Raw genomic sequence first — 14,700 nt, forward strand, 5'->3', positions numbered from 1 at the left:
TCCAGGATTTTGACTTTTCATTTCTCAGGCGGGTTGTCCGCCTGACTCATGCTGGCTCTGCGCTCGACCAGCGAGCGGATCAGTTACCCGAATTGTTCCGCTCGGCTTCGATCTCACGCCATTTGGCAACGTTTCGGTTGTGTTCCTGCAGCGTCTTGGCGAAGGCATGGCCGCCGGTTCCATCTGCGACGAAGAACACGAAGTCGGTTTCGTCTGGAGCTACGGCAGCTTGCAAGCTGGCCAGACCCGGGTTGGCAATCGGCGTGGGCGGCAAACCGTCTATCAAATAGGTGTTCCAGGGCGTGTTCCGCCGAAGCTCGCTGCGGCGAAGGCCTCGGCCCAGCGTACCCTGACCCTTGGTCACGCCGTAGATCACCGTGGGATCCGTCTGCAGCTTCATGCCTTGCTTCAGGCGGTTCACAAAGACACTGGCAACCTGACCGCGCTCTTCCGGAATGCCTGTCTCCTTCTCGATGATCGAGGCGAGGATCAGCATTTCTTCGGGGCTGGACAGGGGCAACCCGTCTTGACGCGTCTCCCAAACCCGCGCAATCCGCTCTTGCTGCCTGTCCTGCATCTTTTGCAGCAAAGCCGTTCGCTCATCACCCGGTGAGATTTCGTAGCTGTCCGGGGCCAACATGCCTTCAGGCGGAATTTCCGAGACCTCTCCGGTCAGGGCATCCACGGCCTTCAGCCCCTCAACGACCTGCCAACTGGTGACACCTTCTGCCAAGGAAACGCGGTATCGCGTATCGGCTTGGTTCCGCTTTTCCTGATAGACTTCAGGGACTTCGTCCTCACCAACGACAAAAGATGCGACCTCGACGAAATTCAATGTTGCAGGGTCCAGCTCGCGGACCCGTGTCTGAGTGCGGGTCACACCGATGCGGTACTCGACCTCGGTTCCGCATGTGCTGGCGCCGCTGCGGGTGACTTCGTCGATGATTTCAGCCATCGAAGCGCCTTCGGGGATCAGGAAGCTACCCGCTTTCAGCTGCTGCGACTTGTCGGTGTAGTCTGCCGCCATACGGAAGATGGTTGCGCTGCTGATCGCGCCCTGATCTTCAAGATCACGGCTGACTTTGTTCATGTTCGAACCACCCTTCACCCGAAGGCAAATGGCGGTATCGAGCGGGCCCTCGGCCTTGTACTGCGACTGCCCCCAAAGGATCAGACCGCCAAGAAGAAACATGGCGACCACAAGAAAGGTCAGCGCATTGGATGCCAGAGCCCGCCACATTTACGATGCTTTCCCGAAAATCACGCTGGCATTGGTGCCGCCGAAACCGAACGAGTTCGACAGCGCCACGTTGATTTCCCGCTCGCGCTTGGCATTCGGCGCAAGGTCGATCGGCGTTTCCACGGCTGGGTTGTCCAGGTTGATTGTCGGCGGGGCGACCTGATCCCGGATCGCAAGGATCGAGAAGATCGCCTCGATCGCGCCCGCGGCCCCCAGCAGGTGTCCTGTGGCCGATTTGGTCGAACTCATCGTCGCCTTGCTGGCATGTTCGCCCAGCAGCCGTTCAACGGCCCCCAGTTCGATCGTGTCGGCCATGGTCGAGGTGCCATGCGCGTTGATATAGTCCAGGTCCTTCGGTTCGAGCCCTGCGCTGCGCAGCGCCGCCTTCATCGAGCGTTCCGCCCCGTCGCCATCCTCGGCCGGCGCCGTGATGTGATAGGCATCGCCCGACATGCCATAGCCCAGAACCTCGGCATAGATTTTGGCGCCGCGGGCCACGGCGTGCTCGTATTCCTCCAGAACCACGATCCCAGCGCCCTCGCCCATCACGAAACCGTCGCGGTCGACGTCATAGGGGCGGCTCGCGGCCTTTGGGTTGTCGGCATATTTGGTCGACAGCGCCTTGCAGGCGTTGAAACCGGCAATCCCGATCTCGCAGATGCAGCCCTCGCCGCCACCGGCGATCATCACGTCGGCATCGCCCGACCGTATGATCCGGCTGGCATCGCCGATCGCGTGAGCACCGGTCGAACAGGCGGTCACCACGGAGTGGTTCGGACCTTTGAAGCCAAAGCGGATCGAGACCTGACCCGACGCCAGGTTGATCAGCGCGCCCGGGATGAAGAACGGCGAAACGCGGCGCGGACCCTTGTCGCGGATCAGGTTGGCGGTTTCCGCGATTGAGCCCAGACCACCGATGCCCGACCCGATCAGAACGCCGGTGCGCAGACGTTCTTCCTCGTCCTCGGGCAGCCAGTTCGCGTCCTTGCAGGCCATCTCGGCTGCGGCGATCGAATACAGGATGAAGTCCTCGATCTTGCGCTGTTCCTTGGGCGGCATCCAGTCATCGGGGTTGAAAGTCCCGTTGGTCCCGTCACCGCGAGGCACCTCGCAGGCATAGGTCGTGGTGACCCCTGCAGCTTCGGCATCGAACAAGGTGATCGGGCCGGCACCCGACTCTCTGGCCAGCAGCCGCGACCAGGTTTCCTCGACCCCGCTGGCCAGTGGAGTGACCAATCCCAGACCGGTTACAACGACTCTGCGCATGAAATGCCTCTTGCCTGCTTCCTGTTTGAGAAACGCTCATACCCCGGCCCGGGGTCCGGGGGCAAGAGCAACAGCGTATTCCGCACCGGCAGCTTGCCGCCTGCCTCCGCGCCGCACGCCGCGCCCGGCCAGAGCAGAATCACACGAGCCGCCCCCGACGACCTGTCAGGGGCGGCTCGGACGGATCAGGCTGCGTTACTGGAACTGTGCCACTGGTTCATGGGCGGTTTTGGCCACTGCCAATGCCTCGGACAGGTCGACCGTCTTGCGGAACAGCGCCCGTCCGACCAACGCACCCGAGATATTGGGAATATACGCCAGACGCGAGATGTCGTCGCTGCTGCGCACGACGCCGCTGGCGATCACCGGTGTGCGCGAATGCGCGGCCAGCCCCGAAATCAGGCCCAGCTGCGCCTCGACATCCACCATGTCGCTATCGATATCGGTGACCAGAATGGCAGCCAGTGGAGCATCGGCAAACGCTTCGATGAAAGCCTCCGGGGTGAACGCGCTTTGGGTGCGCCAGCCGTCCGTCATCACGTAGCCCTGCCATACGTCCACGGCCAATACGATTTGGTCCGGGTATAGCTTGGCCAACTCTTTGAACAGATGGGGATCACGCGCCGCCAGGGTGCCGATCACGATGCGGCCTGCCCCTTTGTCGATCCAACGCTCGACCTGCTCGCGCGAGCGGAACCCGCCCGCCAACTGAACAGGCAGCTCGGCGCTGCGGATGATCTGTTCGACCAGCGCAGAGTTCGTGTCCCGCCCCTCGATCGCATCGAAATCGGTCAGGTGCATCCACTCGGCACCTGCGGCGGCCCAGCCTTGGGCCGTTTCCACCGGATCGACATGCCAGATCATCGGTTCGTCCAGACGGCCCTTGTCCAGCGTGACACAGCGGCCGTTCTGCAATTCCATTGTAGGATAAACCCTCATGAGCACACTCCTCCGCTCAATCGTTCCGGATATCCACAATAGCATACTGGTCGCGCGCAGGTTCGCGTTTCTCAGTTTCGGCAAACGACGATCCGTTTGCGTCACCGCGAAAAAAGAAGCGTTTCAGTTCCGGGCCGGAGGGCCGTCGCGTCGAAACAGTTTCACCGGGCTGTCCCGATACTCTGTCTCGCGAAGCAATTTATACCCAAGCTTGGCCGCCAACTTTTGCGAGGCCTCATGATCCGCGTCAATCATCGACACCAACGGCCCGGGCATGATCCGGTCGAACCAGTCATGCGCGGCCTGAACGGCCTCGTGCCCGTATCCCAGGCCATGCGCCTCGGGCGCCAACACCCAACCGGCCTCGGGGAAGGTGTCGAAATCCTCGCCCAGACAGCGGTTGCCGTAAAAGAACCCGGCCTGACCTATCAATTTGCGATTCGCCTGCAAGAAAACGGCCCATTGACCGAATCCAGCCATCTGCCAGTGTCCCGCATTTCGCAGGAACGCGTCCCACGCCTCGCCCCGGGTGCGGGGTTTGCCGCCGATATGACGTACCACGCAGGGGTCGCGCCAAATCTCCGCGAACCGTTCAAAGTCCTCGGGGCGCATTGCGCACATCATCAGGCGCGCGGTGTTGATCATCGGGGCGGATCTTTTCATGCCCTTACCCGGTGTTTTGTTGCCTCATCGCAAACAGTGCAAACCGATTTTCCACGAGGCAAGCGGGAATTCGAGCGGGCAAAAAAAAAACGGCGCTTCCGTTGCCCGGAAGCGCCGTTTTCGGTCAAATTCAAAGCGATCAGGAAGCTTCGCTGATGAACTTCACGGCGTCGCCGAAGGTTTGGATGGTCTCGGCTGCATCATCGGGGATCTCGATGCCGAACTCTTCTTCAAAAGCCATGACCAGCTCAACGGTGTCCAGGCTGTCCGCGCCCAGATCGTCGATGAAGGACGCGTTCTCGGTGACTTTGTCCTCTTCAACACCCAGGTGCTCAACAACGATCTTTTTAACGCGATCTGCGACGTCGCTCATGTCTATTCCTCATTCCATTTCAGGGCGGTCTGCCCGGTTCTGCCCTTGCCCGCTCGGGGTGGCCTTGGTTTGCCCGATCCGGGCGGTTTGGGTCCCGGGTCTCCGGGAAAGTAGAAGGCCGACCTGAACGACCGACCCCTGATTACATGCGCCGCCTATAGCACAGACGACGCAAGAGGCAAACGCTTTCGCATCTGCCTCTGGCTGCGCCTACAACATGGCCATGCCGCCGTTCACATGCAAGGTGGTTCCGGTAACATAGCCCGCTTCGGGGCTTGCAAGGTACAGAACGGCCGCCGCAATTTCAGATGGCTCGCCCATCCGACCGGCGGGAACCTGCGTCAGGATGCCTGATTTCTGCTCATCGGTCAGCTTGTCGGTCATCGCGGTCGTGATGAAACCCGGCGCGACGGCATTGGCGGTGATGCCACGGCTCGCGACCTCATAGGCCAGCGATTTGGTCATGCCAACCATGCCCGCCTTGGACGCGGCATAGTTCACCTGCCCCGGGTTGCCGGTTGCACCGACAACGGACGAGATGTTGATGATGCGGCCCCAGCGCGCCTTCATCATGCCGCGAAGAACGCCTTTGCACAGCTTGGCGGTGGCGGTCAGGTTCACGTCGATCACGCTCTGCCATTCCTCGTCAGACATACGCATGAAGATGTTGTCGCGGGTGATGCCTGCGTTGTTGACCAGAATATCAACGGACCCCATGGCATCGGCGGCCTGTTTCGGCAACGCGGCCACGGCCTCGGGATCACCCAGATTGCACGGCAGGACATGAGCGCGCTCGCCCAGTTCATCCGCCAGCTTTTGCAGCGGTTCGACGCGCGTGCCGGACAGACCAACAGTAGCCCCTGCGGCGTGCAAGGTGCGTGCAATCTCGCCCCCGATCCCGCCCGAAGCCCCGGTGATAAGGGCGCATTTTCCAGTCAAATCAAACATACCGGTATCCTTTTCGAGTGTCCTGTCGGACCAGCTTTGAGTTAATCGCCTGCCTGCAGCGCTTTTTGAACGTCTTCCGGCGTACCAACGGCGGAGCAGGCAATGGACCGGTCGATTTTGCGGATCATGCCCGACAGAGCCTTGCCCGCACCGATCTCCCACGCTTCGGTCACACCCTGCGCCACCATGTACTGAACGGATTCGCGCCACCGGACCGAACCGGTGACCTGTTCGACCAGCAATTGCCGGATCAAGTCGGGGTCGGTCACCGCCTCGGCGCGGACATTGGCAACCAGTGGAACCTCCGGCGCCTTGATTTCGACTCCCGCCAGAGCTTCGGCCATCACGTCGGCGGCAGGCTGCATCAGGGCACAATGGAACGGAGCGCTGACCGGCAGCATCACAGCGCGCTTCGCGCCCTTTTCCTTGGCGATTTCAGCGGCGCGTTCAACGGCGGCTTTGGCACCTGAAACCACGACCTGCGTAGGGTCATTGTCATTGGCAGCCTGGCACACCTCGCCCTGTGCGGCCTCTTCGGCCACGGCGCGAACGGCGTCGAGGTCCAGTCCCAGGATCGCGGCCATCGCGCCCTCGCCCACCGGAACGGCGCTCTGCATGGCTTGACCGCGGGTGCGCAGCAGGCGAGCAGTATCCGCGACACTCAGCGCGCCGGCTGCGGCAAGGGCCGAGTATTCGCCCAGCGAATGACCGGCCACGAAGGCGGCCCTTGTCACATCGACCCCTTCGGCCTCAAGCGCGCGCATCGCCGCCATCGATGTGGCCATCAACGCCGGCTGCGCGTTCTGCGTCAGAGTCAGGGTCTCGATGTCGCCATCCCAGATCAGGCTGCTGAGGCTTTCGCCCAGCGCTTCGTCCACCTCGTCAAACACGGCCTTGGCGGCCGGATAAGCGTCGGCCAGCGCCTTGCCCATGCCGATGGTCTGGGCGCCCTGCCCCGGAAAAACGAACGCAAGTGTCATTGCAACCTCTTGGATGACGTTAGGTTGCGCCGGGGTGTAAACCGAGTGAGGTTCCGGCACAAGCACTGCCTGCACTCTGCGTGACGGCACCGGGTCTGTGCGCCACACGCTATTGTCTATGTGCGTCACACGGTTACCTTGGCCACAGCAGAAAACCCGGAGCGCAAGATCAATGTCCCTAACCAACACCAATGTCAGCTATGGCAGCGTGACCAAGACATTCCACTGGCTGACCGCATTGTTGATCTTCACCGCCTTGCCCTTGGGGTGGTTCGCAAACAACCTGGCCCATGCAATCTATGACCCGACCATCCCCACCACCGAGGCCGATCTTGCCCAAGCCGCCCGGCTGTTTTCCCTGCACAAAACCGTAGGGATCACCGTCTTCTTCGTTGCGCTGGCACGCATTCTCTGGTCGCTCACTCAAGCCAAGCCCGGACTGCTGAACGCCGACAACAAGCCCGAGGCCTTTGCGGCCGAGACGGTCCATTGGCTGCTGTATGGGTCCTTGGTTCTGGTTCCGCTGTCTGGTTGGATCGACCACGCTGCTACCGAAGGCTTCGCGCCCATCCTTTGGCCATTTGGGCAGAACCTGCCACTGGTGCCCAAGTCCGAGCATCTGGCCGAGGTGATGGCAACACTGCACTGGCTTTTCATGCTGGTTCTCGTCGCAGCTTTGACCCTGCACATAGCCGGAGCACTGAAACACCACGTCATCGACAAGGACAGCACCCTGCGGCGAATGTTGCCCGGGGCGTCCGCTGCGCCGGTTCCGCCGGAACAGAAGCACTCGATGGTTCCTGCCGCGGCTGCTGGGCTTGTCTGGGTTGGCGTTCTGTCAGCCGGCCTGCTGACCGGCAGTTTTTCAGACAAGCCTGATGCCGAGGTTGAAACGGCCGAGTTGGCGGCGGTTCAATCGGATTGGCAGGTGGAAGAAGGCACGCTTGCCATCACGATCACACAGTTGGGCAACCCTGTTACCGGTCAGTTTTCAGACTGGACCGCCGCGATTACGTTTGACGACCCCGTCGAACCCGGTCCGGCCGGCTCGGTAGAGGTCACCGTCTCCATCGGATCTTTGAGCCTGGGTACCGTGACCGATCAGGCCATGGGGGCTGATTTCTTCGACAAGGCGCAATTCCCGACGGCCCAGTTCGATGCCGAAATCTACAAAACCGAAACGGGGTATGAAGCAAGGGGTCCGCTGACCATCCGCGATCAAACACTGGACGTTGTATTGCCCTTCTCTTTGGACATCCAAGGCGAGACTGCCAAAATGTCCGGCAGGATGGACCTCAACCGCCTCGACTTCGGGGTTGGCCAATCGATGCCGAAAGAGGATTCGTTGGCCTTCGCCGTCACCGTTTCGGTCGAGTTGACGGCAACACGCAACGCTCAGTAAGCCGACGACACGAAAAAACCGCCGGGGCATCGGCCACCGGCGGTTTCTCTAGTTCTGAAGCCCGGATCAGTCGGCCTTCTGCGCCTCGATCGAAATCGCGATGGCAACTTCATCTCCGACGAAAGGCGCGAACTTGCCCAGTTCGAAATCGCTGCGCACCAGGGTGGTGGTGGCATCGAACCCGGCCCAAGGCTTGCCCGCCATCGGATGCTCGCCGACCTGATTCAGCTTGGCGTCCAGAACCACTGGCTTGGTCACACCATTCAAGGTCAGGTCCCCGGTGATCTTTGCGGTGTTCTCACCCGTCACCTCGATCGAGGTCGAGGTAAATGTCACCATTTCCTCGGCAGTCGCCGCGAAGAAATCTTCGGACATGAAATGATCTTCACGGGGTTTCCAGCCGGTGATCATCTCGACCACGGGCATCGAAACCGTCACGCTCGACGCTGCTGGATCTTCCTGATCAAACATGATTTCGCCCTCGAAACCCGAGAACATGCCGGTGGTGGTCGAAAAGCCAAGATGGTTGTAGCTGAAAACAACCTGGCTGTGGCTTGGGTCCAGAACGTATTTTTCCGGGGCCGCGATGGCCGAGGTCGCCGCCGTGGCAATTGCTGCTGCAATAAGGGTGGATTTCATGACAATCTCCGAAAGTTTTCAAAGCGCAAACCGGTTGGGTTGCTCCAAAACAAAGATGTGCCGCCCATGGGCGGCACACAACCTTCATTCTCTCACAAATTCTGTTCCTCAATGAACAGAATAAAATTCAGGCGAAAATTGTTACGCTTCCGCTGAGTTGCCCTTTCAGCGCTCGGCTGACATCCGCCGATTCCAGCGGCAGCTTCATCAGAAGGCTGCCATCGACTTCAAAGAGTTCAACCTGGTCGTCCACGAACCGCGCTCCGCCCAACGTATCGTAGCTGCGGCGCAGTACGGTCTGCGGACGCCCGTTTTCGTTCTTCTGCAGCACCCGAACCTCGCGGCGGATCGGGTCAAAATATGCGTCGGGGCGCGGATCCAGAACCTCGATGGTCAGCAGGCTCACCCCGAGGATCAGGAACATCAGCGACGCGACCAGCTTGATGGTCCAGACGTCGGCCCCGATGACCGAACCCGGCATCAGCCACATCGAAAAGGCCGATACGATCAGAAATGCACCCAGCACACGGAACAGGACCAACCGGGCCTTCCAATTCGGTGCAAAGGAAATAAGCACGGGCACCGACTTGTCGTATGCTGCGCCGGCTGCGGACTGTTGAAATGTGTTCGTGTTCATGACGGCCATCGCTTTTGCCCTGTCCAAGTTTCTTGAGACCCCCCGGGTAACGCCGGGCTTGCAAACAACCTCAAGCCGAAAAGCGTCAGGATTTGGGCGGCCCAAAGGTAATTGGGCGGCGTGAGAAAGGCATTCATGGCAGGGCTTGCCCCCCATCCAGAAACGTGTATACGGGGCCATCCTTCGCAATACGCATGAACCGCGCAGCCTCTCGTGGCAGGGTCGCGAAGGGTTGCTGGCCCCGCCTATGAAATGCGCCTTGATATAAACAGGAGTGAACATGCCACTGTATGAGCATGTAATGATCGCGCGTCAGGATCTGTCCAACGCGCAGGCCGAGGGCCTGATCGAACACTTTGGCACCGTATTGGCTGACAACGGCGGCAAGATCGTCGACAGCGAGTACTGGGGCGTCAAAACGATGGCCTACAAGATCAACAAAAACCGCAAGGGCCACTATGCCTTCCTGAAGACCGACGCTCCGTCGGGCGCCGTTCAGGAAATGGAGCGCCTGATGCGCCTGCATGAAGACGTGATGCGCGTTCTGACCATCAAGGTCGACGAACATCCCGAGGGCCCCTCGGTCCAGATGCAGAAGCGCGATGAGCGCGATGGCCGCCGCGAGCGCCGTTGATCAACGCCTGAGGAAAGGACACCAAATCATGGCCGCAAAACCGTTTTTCCGCCGCCGCAAGGTCTGCCCGTTCTCGGGCGAGAACGCGCCGAAGATCGACTACAAAGACACCCGTCTGCTGCAGCGCTACATCTCTGAGCGTGGCAAGATCGTGCCTTCGCGCATCACCGCCGTTTCGGCAAAGAAGCAGCGTGAACTGGCCCGCGCCATCAAGCGCGCCCGCTTCCTCGCCCTGCTGCCCTACGCCGTGAAGTAAGGAGAGACTGATATGCAAGTTATCCTTCTGGAACGCGTTGCGAAACTGGGTCAGATGGGCGATGTCGTCGACGTCAAGCCCGGCTACGCCCGCAACTTCCTGCTGCCGCAAGGCAAAGCGCTGAGCGCGTCCGAGGCCAACATCGCCTCGTTCGAAGCCCAGAAAGCACAGCTGGAAGCCCGCAACCTGGAAACCAAGAAAGAAGCTGAAGCTCTGGCTGAAAAGCTGGACGGTCAGCAGTTCATCGTGATTCGCTCGGCATCGGACGCCGGTGCGCTGTACGGCTCGGTCACCCCGCGTGACGCAGCCGATGCCGCGACCGCTGCTGGTTTCACTGTTGACAAGAAGCAGGTCGTTCTGGTCTCGCCGATCAAAGAGCTGGGTCTGCACACGGTTTCCGTCAAGCTGCACCCCGAAGTCGAAGTCGAAATAAAACTGAACGTTGCCCGCTCGGAAGAAGAAGCCGAACTTCAGGCATCGGGCAAGTCGATCCAGGAACTGGCCGCTGAAGAAGAGGCCGCCGCAGATTTTGAAATCGCGGAACTGTTCGACGACATCGGCTCGGCCGCTTCGGAAGACGAAGAACTGGTTGCCGCCGATGCTACGACCGAGGAAGACGAACCCAAAGCCTGATCCGATCAGGTCGGTTTATCTTAAAGGCCGCGCTGCATTGCGCGGCCTTTTTCTTTCTACTGGCAATTTTTGGCCACCGCAGCGCGCCGGACTTGCGACCCGGGGCCACTTTCGTATCATCCAGCCGCGTAACAACCCGGAGAAGTTGCATGGCAAAGGTCCTGCGTCGAATATTGCTTTCAGTGCTTCTGGCTGCCCCGATTGCCGCGTGCAGCGACCCATCCGGCAAAGCGACGAAGGAACAGGCATTCGAGCCGCCGCTCCACCCCAACGAAACGCCCGAATTGCGCGAGTCGATCAACAAATGGGCTGATCACTATGAACTGCCGCGGGAACTGGTCCATAAGTTGGCGATCCGCGAAAGCACGCATCGCCCCTGGGCGACGAACCGGCCATATTACGGCCTGCTGCAGATCCTTCCCGCCACCGCTCGTTCAATGGGCTACAAGGGCGACGCCAAGGGGCTTCTGGATGCGGACACCAATCTGGAATACGCGGGCAAGTATCTTCGCGGGGCCTGGATGCTGGCCGACGGCGACCAGCAGCGCGCGATCTTCCTGTATGCAAAGGGGTACTATCCCGAAGCCAAGGCTCGCGGAATGCTGGTTGAAACCGGCTTGCGGTCCGAATAGCTTGAAAGGGGCAATCGACACCGGTCTATACAGCGTTCAATTTGACCGAGAATACCTCACAGTATGAAATAATCCGGAGGTTGTCTGTTGCCATTAGCACTCAATAACTCCATGTGATATGTACAAATGGGTTGCGCAATCTGTTCAGATTGACGCAACGTAGGCTGTGATACGGACAGATACGGCATTTTTCGGGGGAAATGCCGATGGGATAAAGGTTGGACGAGTGAAACTTATTGACTTGGCCACAATTGATCATGATGAACGGTCGGCTTACGACATCATCAATTCCGTCTGCAACGAACTTGGTTTCGATTATGCGTCCTATGCGACGACCCATCCCGTGAATGGTGACGTCCAAGGTTACGCGAACTACCCGGACGAGTGGAAGATCCACTATGCCACGCAAGGCTACCATCACCTTGATCCAACCTTGTATCAGTCGGCGCTCAGCATCGCGCCGGTGGACTGGGGCCGCTTCAATCACGACGACAAGTTCAACGCGGTGTTCCGTGACGCTCATGATTTCGGGATCACCGACCGCGGCCTGACGGTTCCGGTTCGGGGGCCTTATGGCGAAACTGGCTTGCTCAGCGTGACCAAGGATTGCACGGACGAGGAATGGAAAAAGCTAAAAAAGCACGTAATGGGTGACCTGCAGATGGCCGCGGTTCACGCACATGACACCGTCATGCAATCTGGCCTTCTGGCCAAGGCTCTATACCTTCCGACCCTGTCTTCGCGCGAAAAAGAAATCCTGCAATGGGTCGCCGAGGGCAAGTCCCAGCAGGATATCGGAGATATTCTGTGCATTTCGCACCGGACGGTCGAGGTGCATATGCGTTCCGGGCGAGAGAAACTGGGCGCACTAACGACCGCCCAGGCGATTGGCCGTGCCATTGGTCTGGGGTTAATTTACCCCGGTTAACAATTAAGGCAGAAAAATACGGGATATCCCCAATAGTCTTGTTTCGAAACTTGGTTAATCTGCTCCTTACGGTAACCAAACTGTAGGGGGATGGAATGATCATCGTTATTGATGGCATCAACCAGCATAAGTTCAAAGACGTCTTGGATGAGATGTTCAAGCTGCGAGCACGCGTGTTCGGGGATCGCTTGGGCTGGGAAGTGAACATCCAGGACGGGCGCGAATTCGATCAGTTCGACTCGCTCAATCCTGCACACGTGGTCAGCATCAACGACGAGGGGGACGTCGTTGGGTGCATGCGCCTCTTGCAGACGACCGGCCCGCACATGCTGGCCGACGTGTTCAGCTCGATCCTTGATGGCGAGCCGCCGATCCGCAGCGCCCAGGTCTGGGAAGCCACGCGGTTCTGCGTCGACACGAAACGGCTCGGCCGGGGACGCGGCAAAAATTCCGTATCCTACGTGACCAGCGAGGTCATGATTGGGTCATTCGAATACGCCCAGGAAGCTGGAGTGCTCGACTCGGTCGCGGTCATTGATCCGGTTATGAACCGGGTGTTGCAACGGTCCGGAAATGCTCCGTACGACTATGTCGGAACGGCCAAGCCGATGGGCAAAGTGGTCGCAATGGCCGCCCTGATGGATTGTTCGGACGAGCGTATCCAATCGATCCGCGAGTATTCGAGCATCGACTACGACGTGTTCCTGACCGACGATCAGGCGCTCGAACTGTTCAATTCGGGTCAGCAAGCCAAGCTTGCACAGGCCGGTGCCGCAAATCTTGACCACCAACCACTGACCGATCTTGAGAAATACTTCGTCGAGCAGATGCACGCTGCGACGACGAAAGAAGAAGTCCAGGCCGTACTCAAATTGATCGAGAGCCTGTCGGACCGCTTCACCCCAGAGCAGAAAACCGCTCTGTTGCAAACCCCCCGTGCTTTTGCTCATGAGGCCTGACCCCCTCACCTCATAAGTCCAAAAGCCACCCATGCGGAGCCGTCTCATTCCAGGCGGCTCCGCTCTAATTTCGGGAACCGATCCGCCGCTGGCGACAAACGTTCCGGTGCTCGGCAGCAACAAAAAAGGCCCTCCGAAGAGGGCCTGTTTTCATTTCATTCTGTCCGGACAATCGCCATTTGACAGACCGGGTGCGGCGGCACCCGGACCGACCAGTAAACGCGGCTTATTCCTCTTCGAGGGCTTCGATTGCCTTCTGCAGCTCTTCCTTGCTGACTTCCTTTTCGGTCACTTTGGCCAGCTCGACCACGTAGTCCACAACCTTGTCCTCAAAGATCGGCGCGCGCAGTTGCTGCTGCATCTGAGCGTTCTGCTGAACGAACTCGAAGAACTGACGCTCCTGACCCGGGTACTGGCGAGCCTGGTTCATGATCGCCTGGGTCATCTCGGCGTCGGTGACTTCGACTTCAGCCTTCTGGCCCAGCTCGGCCAGCAACAGGCCCAGACGCACGCGGCGCTCAGCCAGTTTGTTGTGCTCTTCGGTCGGCTCGATCTCATCGTGGTTGTGATCGGTCACCTCGGGGTTTTCTTCGTGCCACAGCTGATGTGCGATCTGCTTGGCTTCGGCTTCGACCAGGGTCGGCGGCAGGTCGAACGACACTTTCTCGTCCAGCGCGTCCAGCAGGGCGCGCTTCATCACCGCGCGCGACGCACCCGCGTATTCGGCTTCCAGACGTTCGGCAATCTGTGCCTTCAACGCAGCCAGATCCTCAGCGCCGAACTTCTGTGCCAGTTCGTCGTTGATCTCGGCGGCAACAGGTTCCTTCACCTCTTTGATGGTGCAGGTAAACACGGCCTCTTTGCCGGCCAGGTGCTCGGCACCGTACTCTTCGGGGAAGGTAACGGTGACGTCTTTGACTTCCTCGGCCTTCACGCCAACCAGCTGATCCTCGAAACCGGGGATGAAGCTGTTCGAGCCCAGCACCAGCGGGTAATCCTCGGCCGAACCGCCTTCGAAGGCCTCGCCGTCAACCTTGCCGACGAAATCGATGACGACCTGATCGCCTTCCTTCGCCTTTGATCCCTTGCGGCGGGCTTTGAAGTCCTGAGCGGTTTCAGCCAGGTTCTGCAGGGCTTCTTCCACGGCTGCGTCGTCCGCCTTGACGACCAGCTTTTCCAGCTCGACCGATTTCAGATCAACTTCGGGGATTTCCGGCAGGGCTTCATAGGACATTTCGACGTGAACGTCGTCGCCTTCTTTCCAGTCTTCGTTGGTCATTTTGACCTGAGGCTGAAGCGCCGGACGATCACCACTGTCTTCGAAGTGCTTGTTCATCGCACCATCGATGGTTTCCTGCATTGCTTCGCCCAACAGGCGTTGGCCAAACTGCTTTTTCAGCAGTGCCATGGGAACCTTGCCCTTGCGGAAGCCTTTCATCTCGATTTCCGGCTGAGCTTCGATCAGTTTCTCATTGACCTTCTCGTCCAGCTCGGCGGCGGTGACAACGATGTTGTAGCCGCGTTTCAGACCCTCGTTCAGCGTCTCGGTAACCTGCATTCTGGTAGTCCCC

At 59.5% G+C, this 14,700-nt stretch carries 17 protein-coding genes; 7 read left to right on the top strand and 10 right to left on the bottom strand.

Annotated features, from left to right (window positions below; genetic code table 11):
* Positions 1–79: 79 nt before the first annotated feature.
* From mltG to fabD, 7 genes are all read right to left on the bottom strand, one after another.
* Positions 80–1,240 (bottom strand): endolytic transglycosylase MltG, encoded by a 1,161-nt coding sequence (mltG, locus tag ACR0CU_RS07470; RefSeq protein ID WP_170338572.1) that lies wholly within the window; start codon positions 1,238–1,240, stop codon positions 80–82.
* On the bottom strand, positions 1,241–2,506 hold the full coding sequence (gene fabF, locus ACR0CU_RS07475; protein WP_170446519.1) for a beta-ketoacyl-ACP synthase II: 1,266 nt from the start codon (positions 2,504–2,506) through the stop codon (positions 1,241–1,243).
* A gap of 195 nt (positions 2,507–2,701) precedes the next feature.
* Complete coding sequence (locus tag ACR0CU_RS07480; RefSeq protein WP_170363221.1) at positions 2,702–3,445, bottom strand: 1-(5-phosphoribosyl)-5-[(5-phosphoribosylamino)methylideneamino]imidazole-4-carboxamide isomerase; 744 nt, start codon at positions 3,443–3,445, stop codon at positions 2,702–2,704.
* A 123-nt stretch (positions 3,446–3,568) separates the two neighbouring features.
* On the bottom strand, positions 3,569–4,108 hold the full coding sequence (locus tag ACR0CU_RS07485) for a GNAT family N-acetyltransferase (RefSeq protein ID WP_093962408.1): 540 nt from the start codon (positions 4,106–4,108) through the stop codon (positions 3,569–3,571).
* A gap of 139 nt (positions 4,109–4,247) precedes the next feature.
* A complete protein-coding gene (locus ACR0CU_RS07490) occupies positions 4,248–4,481 on the bottom strand; it encodes an acyl carrier protein (protein ID WP_005982462.1) in 234 nt (77 codons plus the stop codon).
* A gap of 210 nt (positions 4,482–4,691) precedes the next feature.
* Complete coding sequence (gene fabG / locus ACR0CU_RS07495) at positions 4,692–5,429, bottom strand: 3-oxoacyl-[acyl-carrier-protein] reductase (protein ID WP_170338567.1); 738 nt, start codon at positions 5,427–5,429, stop codon at positions 4,692–4,694.
* Between the two features lie 41 nt (positions 5,430–5,470).
* The gene (gene fabD / locus ACR0CU_RS07500; protein WP_170438888.1) at positions 5,471–6,409 is read right to left on the bottom strand and encodes an ACP S-malonyltransferase; all 939 of its coding nucleotides are present in this window, start codon (positions 6,407–6,409) and stop codon (positions 5,471–5,473) included.
* Between the two features lie 172 nt (positions 6,410–6,581).
* Between fabD and ACR0CU_RS07505 the strand changes: the two genes are divergently transcribed.
* The gene (locus ACR0CU_RS07505) at positions 6,582–7,811 is read left to right on the top strand and encodes a cytochrome b/b6 domain-containing protein (RefSeq protein ID WP_170446521.1); all 1,230 of its coding nucleotides are present in this window, start codon (positions 6,582–6,584) and stop codon (positions 7,809–7,811) included.
* A gap of 66 nt (positions 7,812–7,877) precedes the next feature.
* Here the strand turns inward: ACR0CU_RS07505 and ACR0CU_RS07510 are convergent, their stop codons facing one another.
* Complete coding sequence (locus ACR0CU_RS07510) at positions 7,878–8,450, bottom strand: YceI family protein (RefSeq protein WP_170366323.1); 573 nt, start codon at positions 8,448–8,450, stop codon at positions 7,878–7,880.
* A gap of 127 nt (positions 8,451–8,577) precedes the next feature.
* The gene (locus ACR0CU_RS07515) at positions 8,578–9,087 is read right to left on the bottom strand and encodes a hypothetical protein (RefSeq protein WP_244952357.1); all 510 of its coding nucleotides are present in this window, start codon (positions 9,085–9,087) and stop codon (positions 8,578–8,580) included.
* Positions 9,088–9,367: 280 nt separating this feature from the next.
* On the opposite strand from ACR0CU_RS07515, the gene rpsF reads away from it, so the two are divergent.
* From rpsF to ACR0CU_RS07545, 6 genes are all read left to right on the top strand, one after another.
* Entirely contained in the window at positions 9,368–9,721 is a 354-nt protein-coding gene (rpsF, locus tag ACR0CU_RS07520) for a 30S ribosomal protein S6 (protein WP_093962413.1), read from the top strand.
* Between the two features lie 28 nt (positions 9,722–9,749).
* Positions 9,750–9,977: a 30S ribosomal protein S18 gene (rpsR, locus tag ACR0CU_RS07525; protein ID WP_005608650.1), complete on the top strand. Its 228-nt coding sequence runs from the start codon at positions 9,750–9,752 to the stop codon at positions 9,975–9,977.
* 12 nt (positions 9,978–9,989) lie between these two features.
* Positions 9,990–10,610 carry a 50S ribosomal protein L9 gene (rplI, locus tag ACR0CU_RS07530; RefSeq protein WP_170338059.1) on the top strand — a complete coding sequence of 207 codons (621 nt, stop codon included), beginning with the start codon at positions 9,990–9,992 and terminating at the stop codon, positions 10,608–10,610.
* 149 nt (positions 10,611–10,759) lie between these two features.
* A complete protein-coding gene (locus ACR0CU_RS07535; protein ID WP_170363218.1) occupies positions 10,760–11,242 on the top strand; it encodes a lytic transglycosylase domain-containing protein in 483 nt (160 codons plus the stop codon).
* A 226-nt stretch (positions 11,243–11,468) separates the two neighbouring features.
* Entirely contained in the window at positions 11,469–12,170 is a 702-nt protein-coding gene (locus ACR0CU_RS07540; RefSeq protein ID WP_170338055.1) for a helix-turn-helix transcriptional regulator, read from the top strand.
* Between the two features lie 95 nt (positions 12,171–12,265).
* Positions 12,266–13,129, top strand: coding sequence for an acyl-homoserine-lactone synthase (locus tag ACR0CU_RS07545; protein WP_170366325.1), 864 nt, complete (start codon positions 12,266–12,268; stop codon positions 13,127–13,129).
* A 226-nt stretch (positions 13,130–13,355) separates the two neighbouring features.
* Here the strand turns inward: ACR0CU_RS07545 and tig are convergent, their stop codons facing one another.
* Positions 13,356–14,687: a trigger factor gene (gene tig / locus ACR0CU_RS07550; RefSeq protein ID WP_170340026.1), complete on the bottom strand. Its 1,332-nt coding sequence runs from the start codon at positions 14,685–14,687 to the stop codon at positions 13,356–13,358.
* Positions 14,688–14,700 lie beyond the last annotated feature (13 nt).

Source organism: Ruegeria sp. BC2 (assembly GCF_056539245.1).

What these genes read in the sequence shown, in the direction of transcription:
- fabF (WP_170446519.1), bottom strand. Translation starts at nt 2,506, where the DNA reads ATGCGCAGAGTCGTTGTAACCGGTCTGGGATTGGTCACTCCACTGGCC.
- ACR0CU_RS07510 (WP_170366323.1), bottom strand. Translation starts at nt 8,450, where the DNA reads ATGAAATCCACCCTTATTGCAGCAGCAATTGCCACGGCGGCGACCTCG.
- ACR0CU_RS07485 (WP_093962408.1), bottom strand. Translation starts at nt 4,108, where the DNA reads ATGAAAAGATCCGCCCCGATGATCAACACCGCGCGCCTGATGATGTGC.
- ACR0CU_RS07535 (WP_170363218.1), top strand. Translation starts at nt 10,760, where the DNA reads ATGGCAAAGGTCCTGCGTCGAATATTGCTTTCAGTGCTTCTGGCTGCC.
- rpsR (WP_005608650.1), top strand. Translation starts at nt 9,750, where the DNA reads ATGGCCGCAAAACCGTTTTTCCGCCGCCGCAAGGTCTGCCCGTTCTCG.
- rplI (WP_170338059.1), top strand. Translation starts at nt 9,990, where the DNA reads ATGCAAGTTATCCTTCTGGAACGCGTTGCGAAACTGGGTCAGATGGGC.
- ACR0CU_RS07515 (WP_244952357.1), bottom strand. Translation starts at nt 9,087, where the DNA reads ATGAACACGAACACATTTCAACAGTCCGCAGCCGGCGCAGCATACGAC.
- ACR0CU_RS07480 (WP_170363221.1), bottom strand. Translation starts at nt 3,445, where the DNA reads ATGAGGGTTTATCCTACAATGGAATTGCAGAACGGCCGCTGTGTCACG.
- ACR0CU_RS07545 (WP_170366325.1), top strand. Translation starts at nt 12,266, where the DNA reads ATGATCATCGTTATTGATGGCATCAACCAGCATAAGTTCAAAGACGTC.
- ACR0CU_RS07505 (WP_170446521.1), top strand. Translation starts at nt 6,582, where the DNA reads ATGTCCCTAACCAACACCAATGTCAGCTATGGCAGCGTGACCAAGACA.
- mltG (WP_170338572.1), bottom strand. Translation starts at nt 1,240, where the DNA reads ATGTGGCGGGCTCTGGCATCCAATGCGCTGACCTTTCTTGTGGTCGCC.
- fabD (WP_170438888.1), bottom strand. Translation starts at nt 6,409, where the DNA reads ATGACACTTGCGTTCGTTTTTCCGGGGCAGGGCGCCCAGACCATCGGC.
- fabG (WP_170338567.1), bottom strand. Translation starts at nt 5,429, where the DNA reads ATGTTTGATTTGACTGGAAAATGCGCCCTTATCACCGGGGCTTCGGGC.
- tig (WP_170340026.1), bottom strand. Translation starts at nt 14,687, where the DNA reads ATGCAGGTTACCGAGACGCTGAACGAGGGTCTGAAACGCGGCTACAAC.
- rpsF (WP_093962413.1), top strand. Translation starts at nt 9,368, where the DNA reads ATGCCACTGTATGAGCATGTAATGATCGCGCGTCAGGATCTGTCCAAC.
- ACR0CU_RS07490 (WP_005982462.1), bottom strand. Translation starts at nt 4,481, where the DNA reads ATGAGCGACGTCGCAGATCGCGTTAAAAAGATCGTTGTTGAGCACCTG.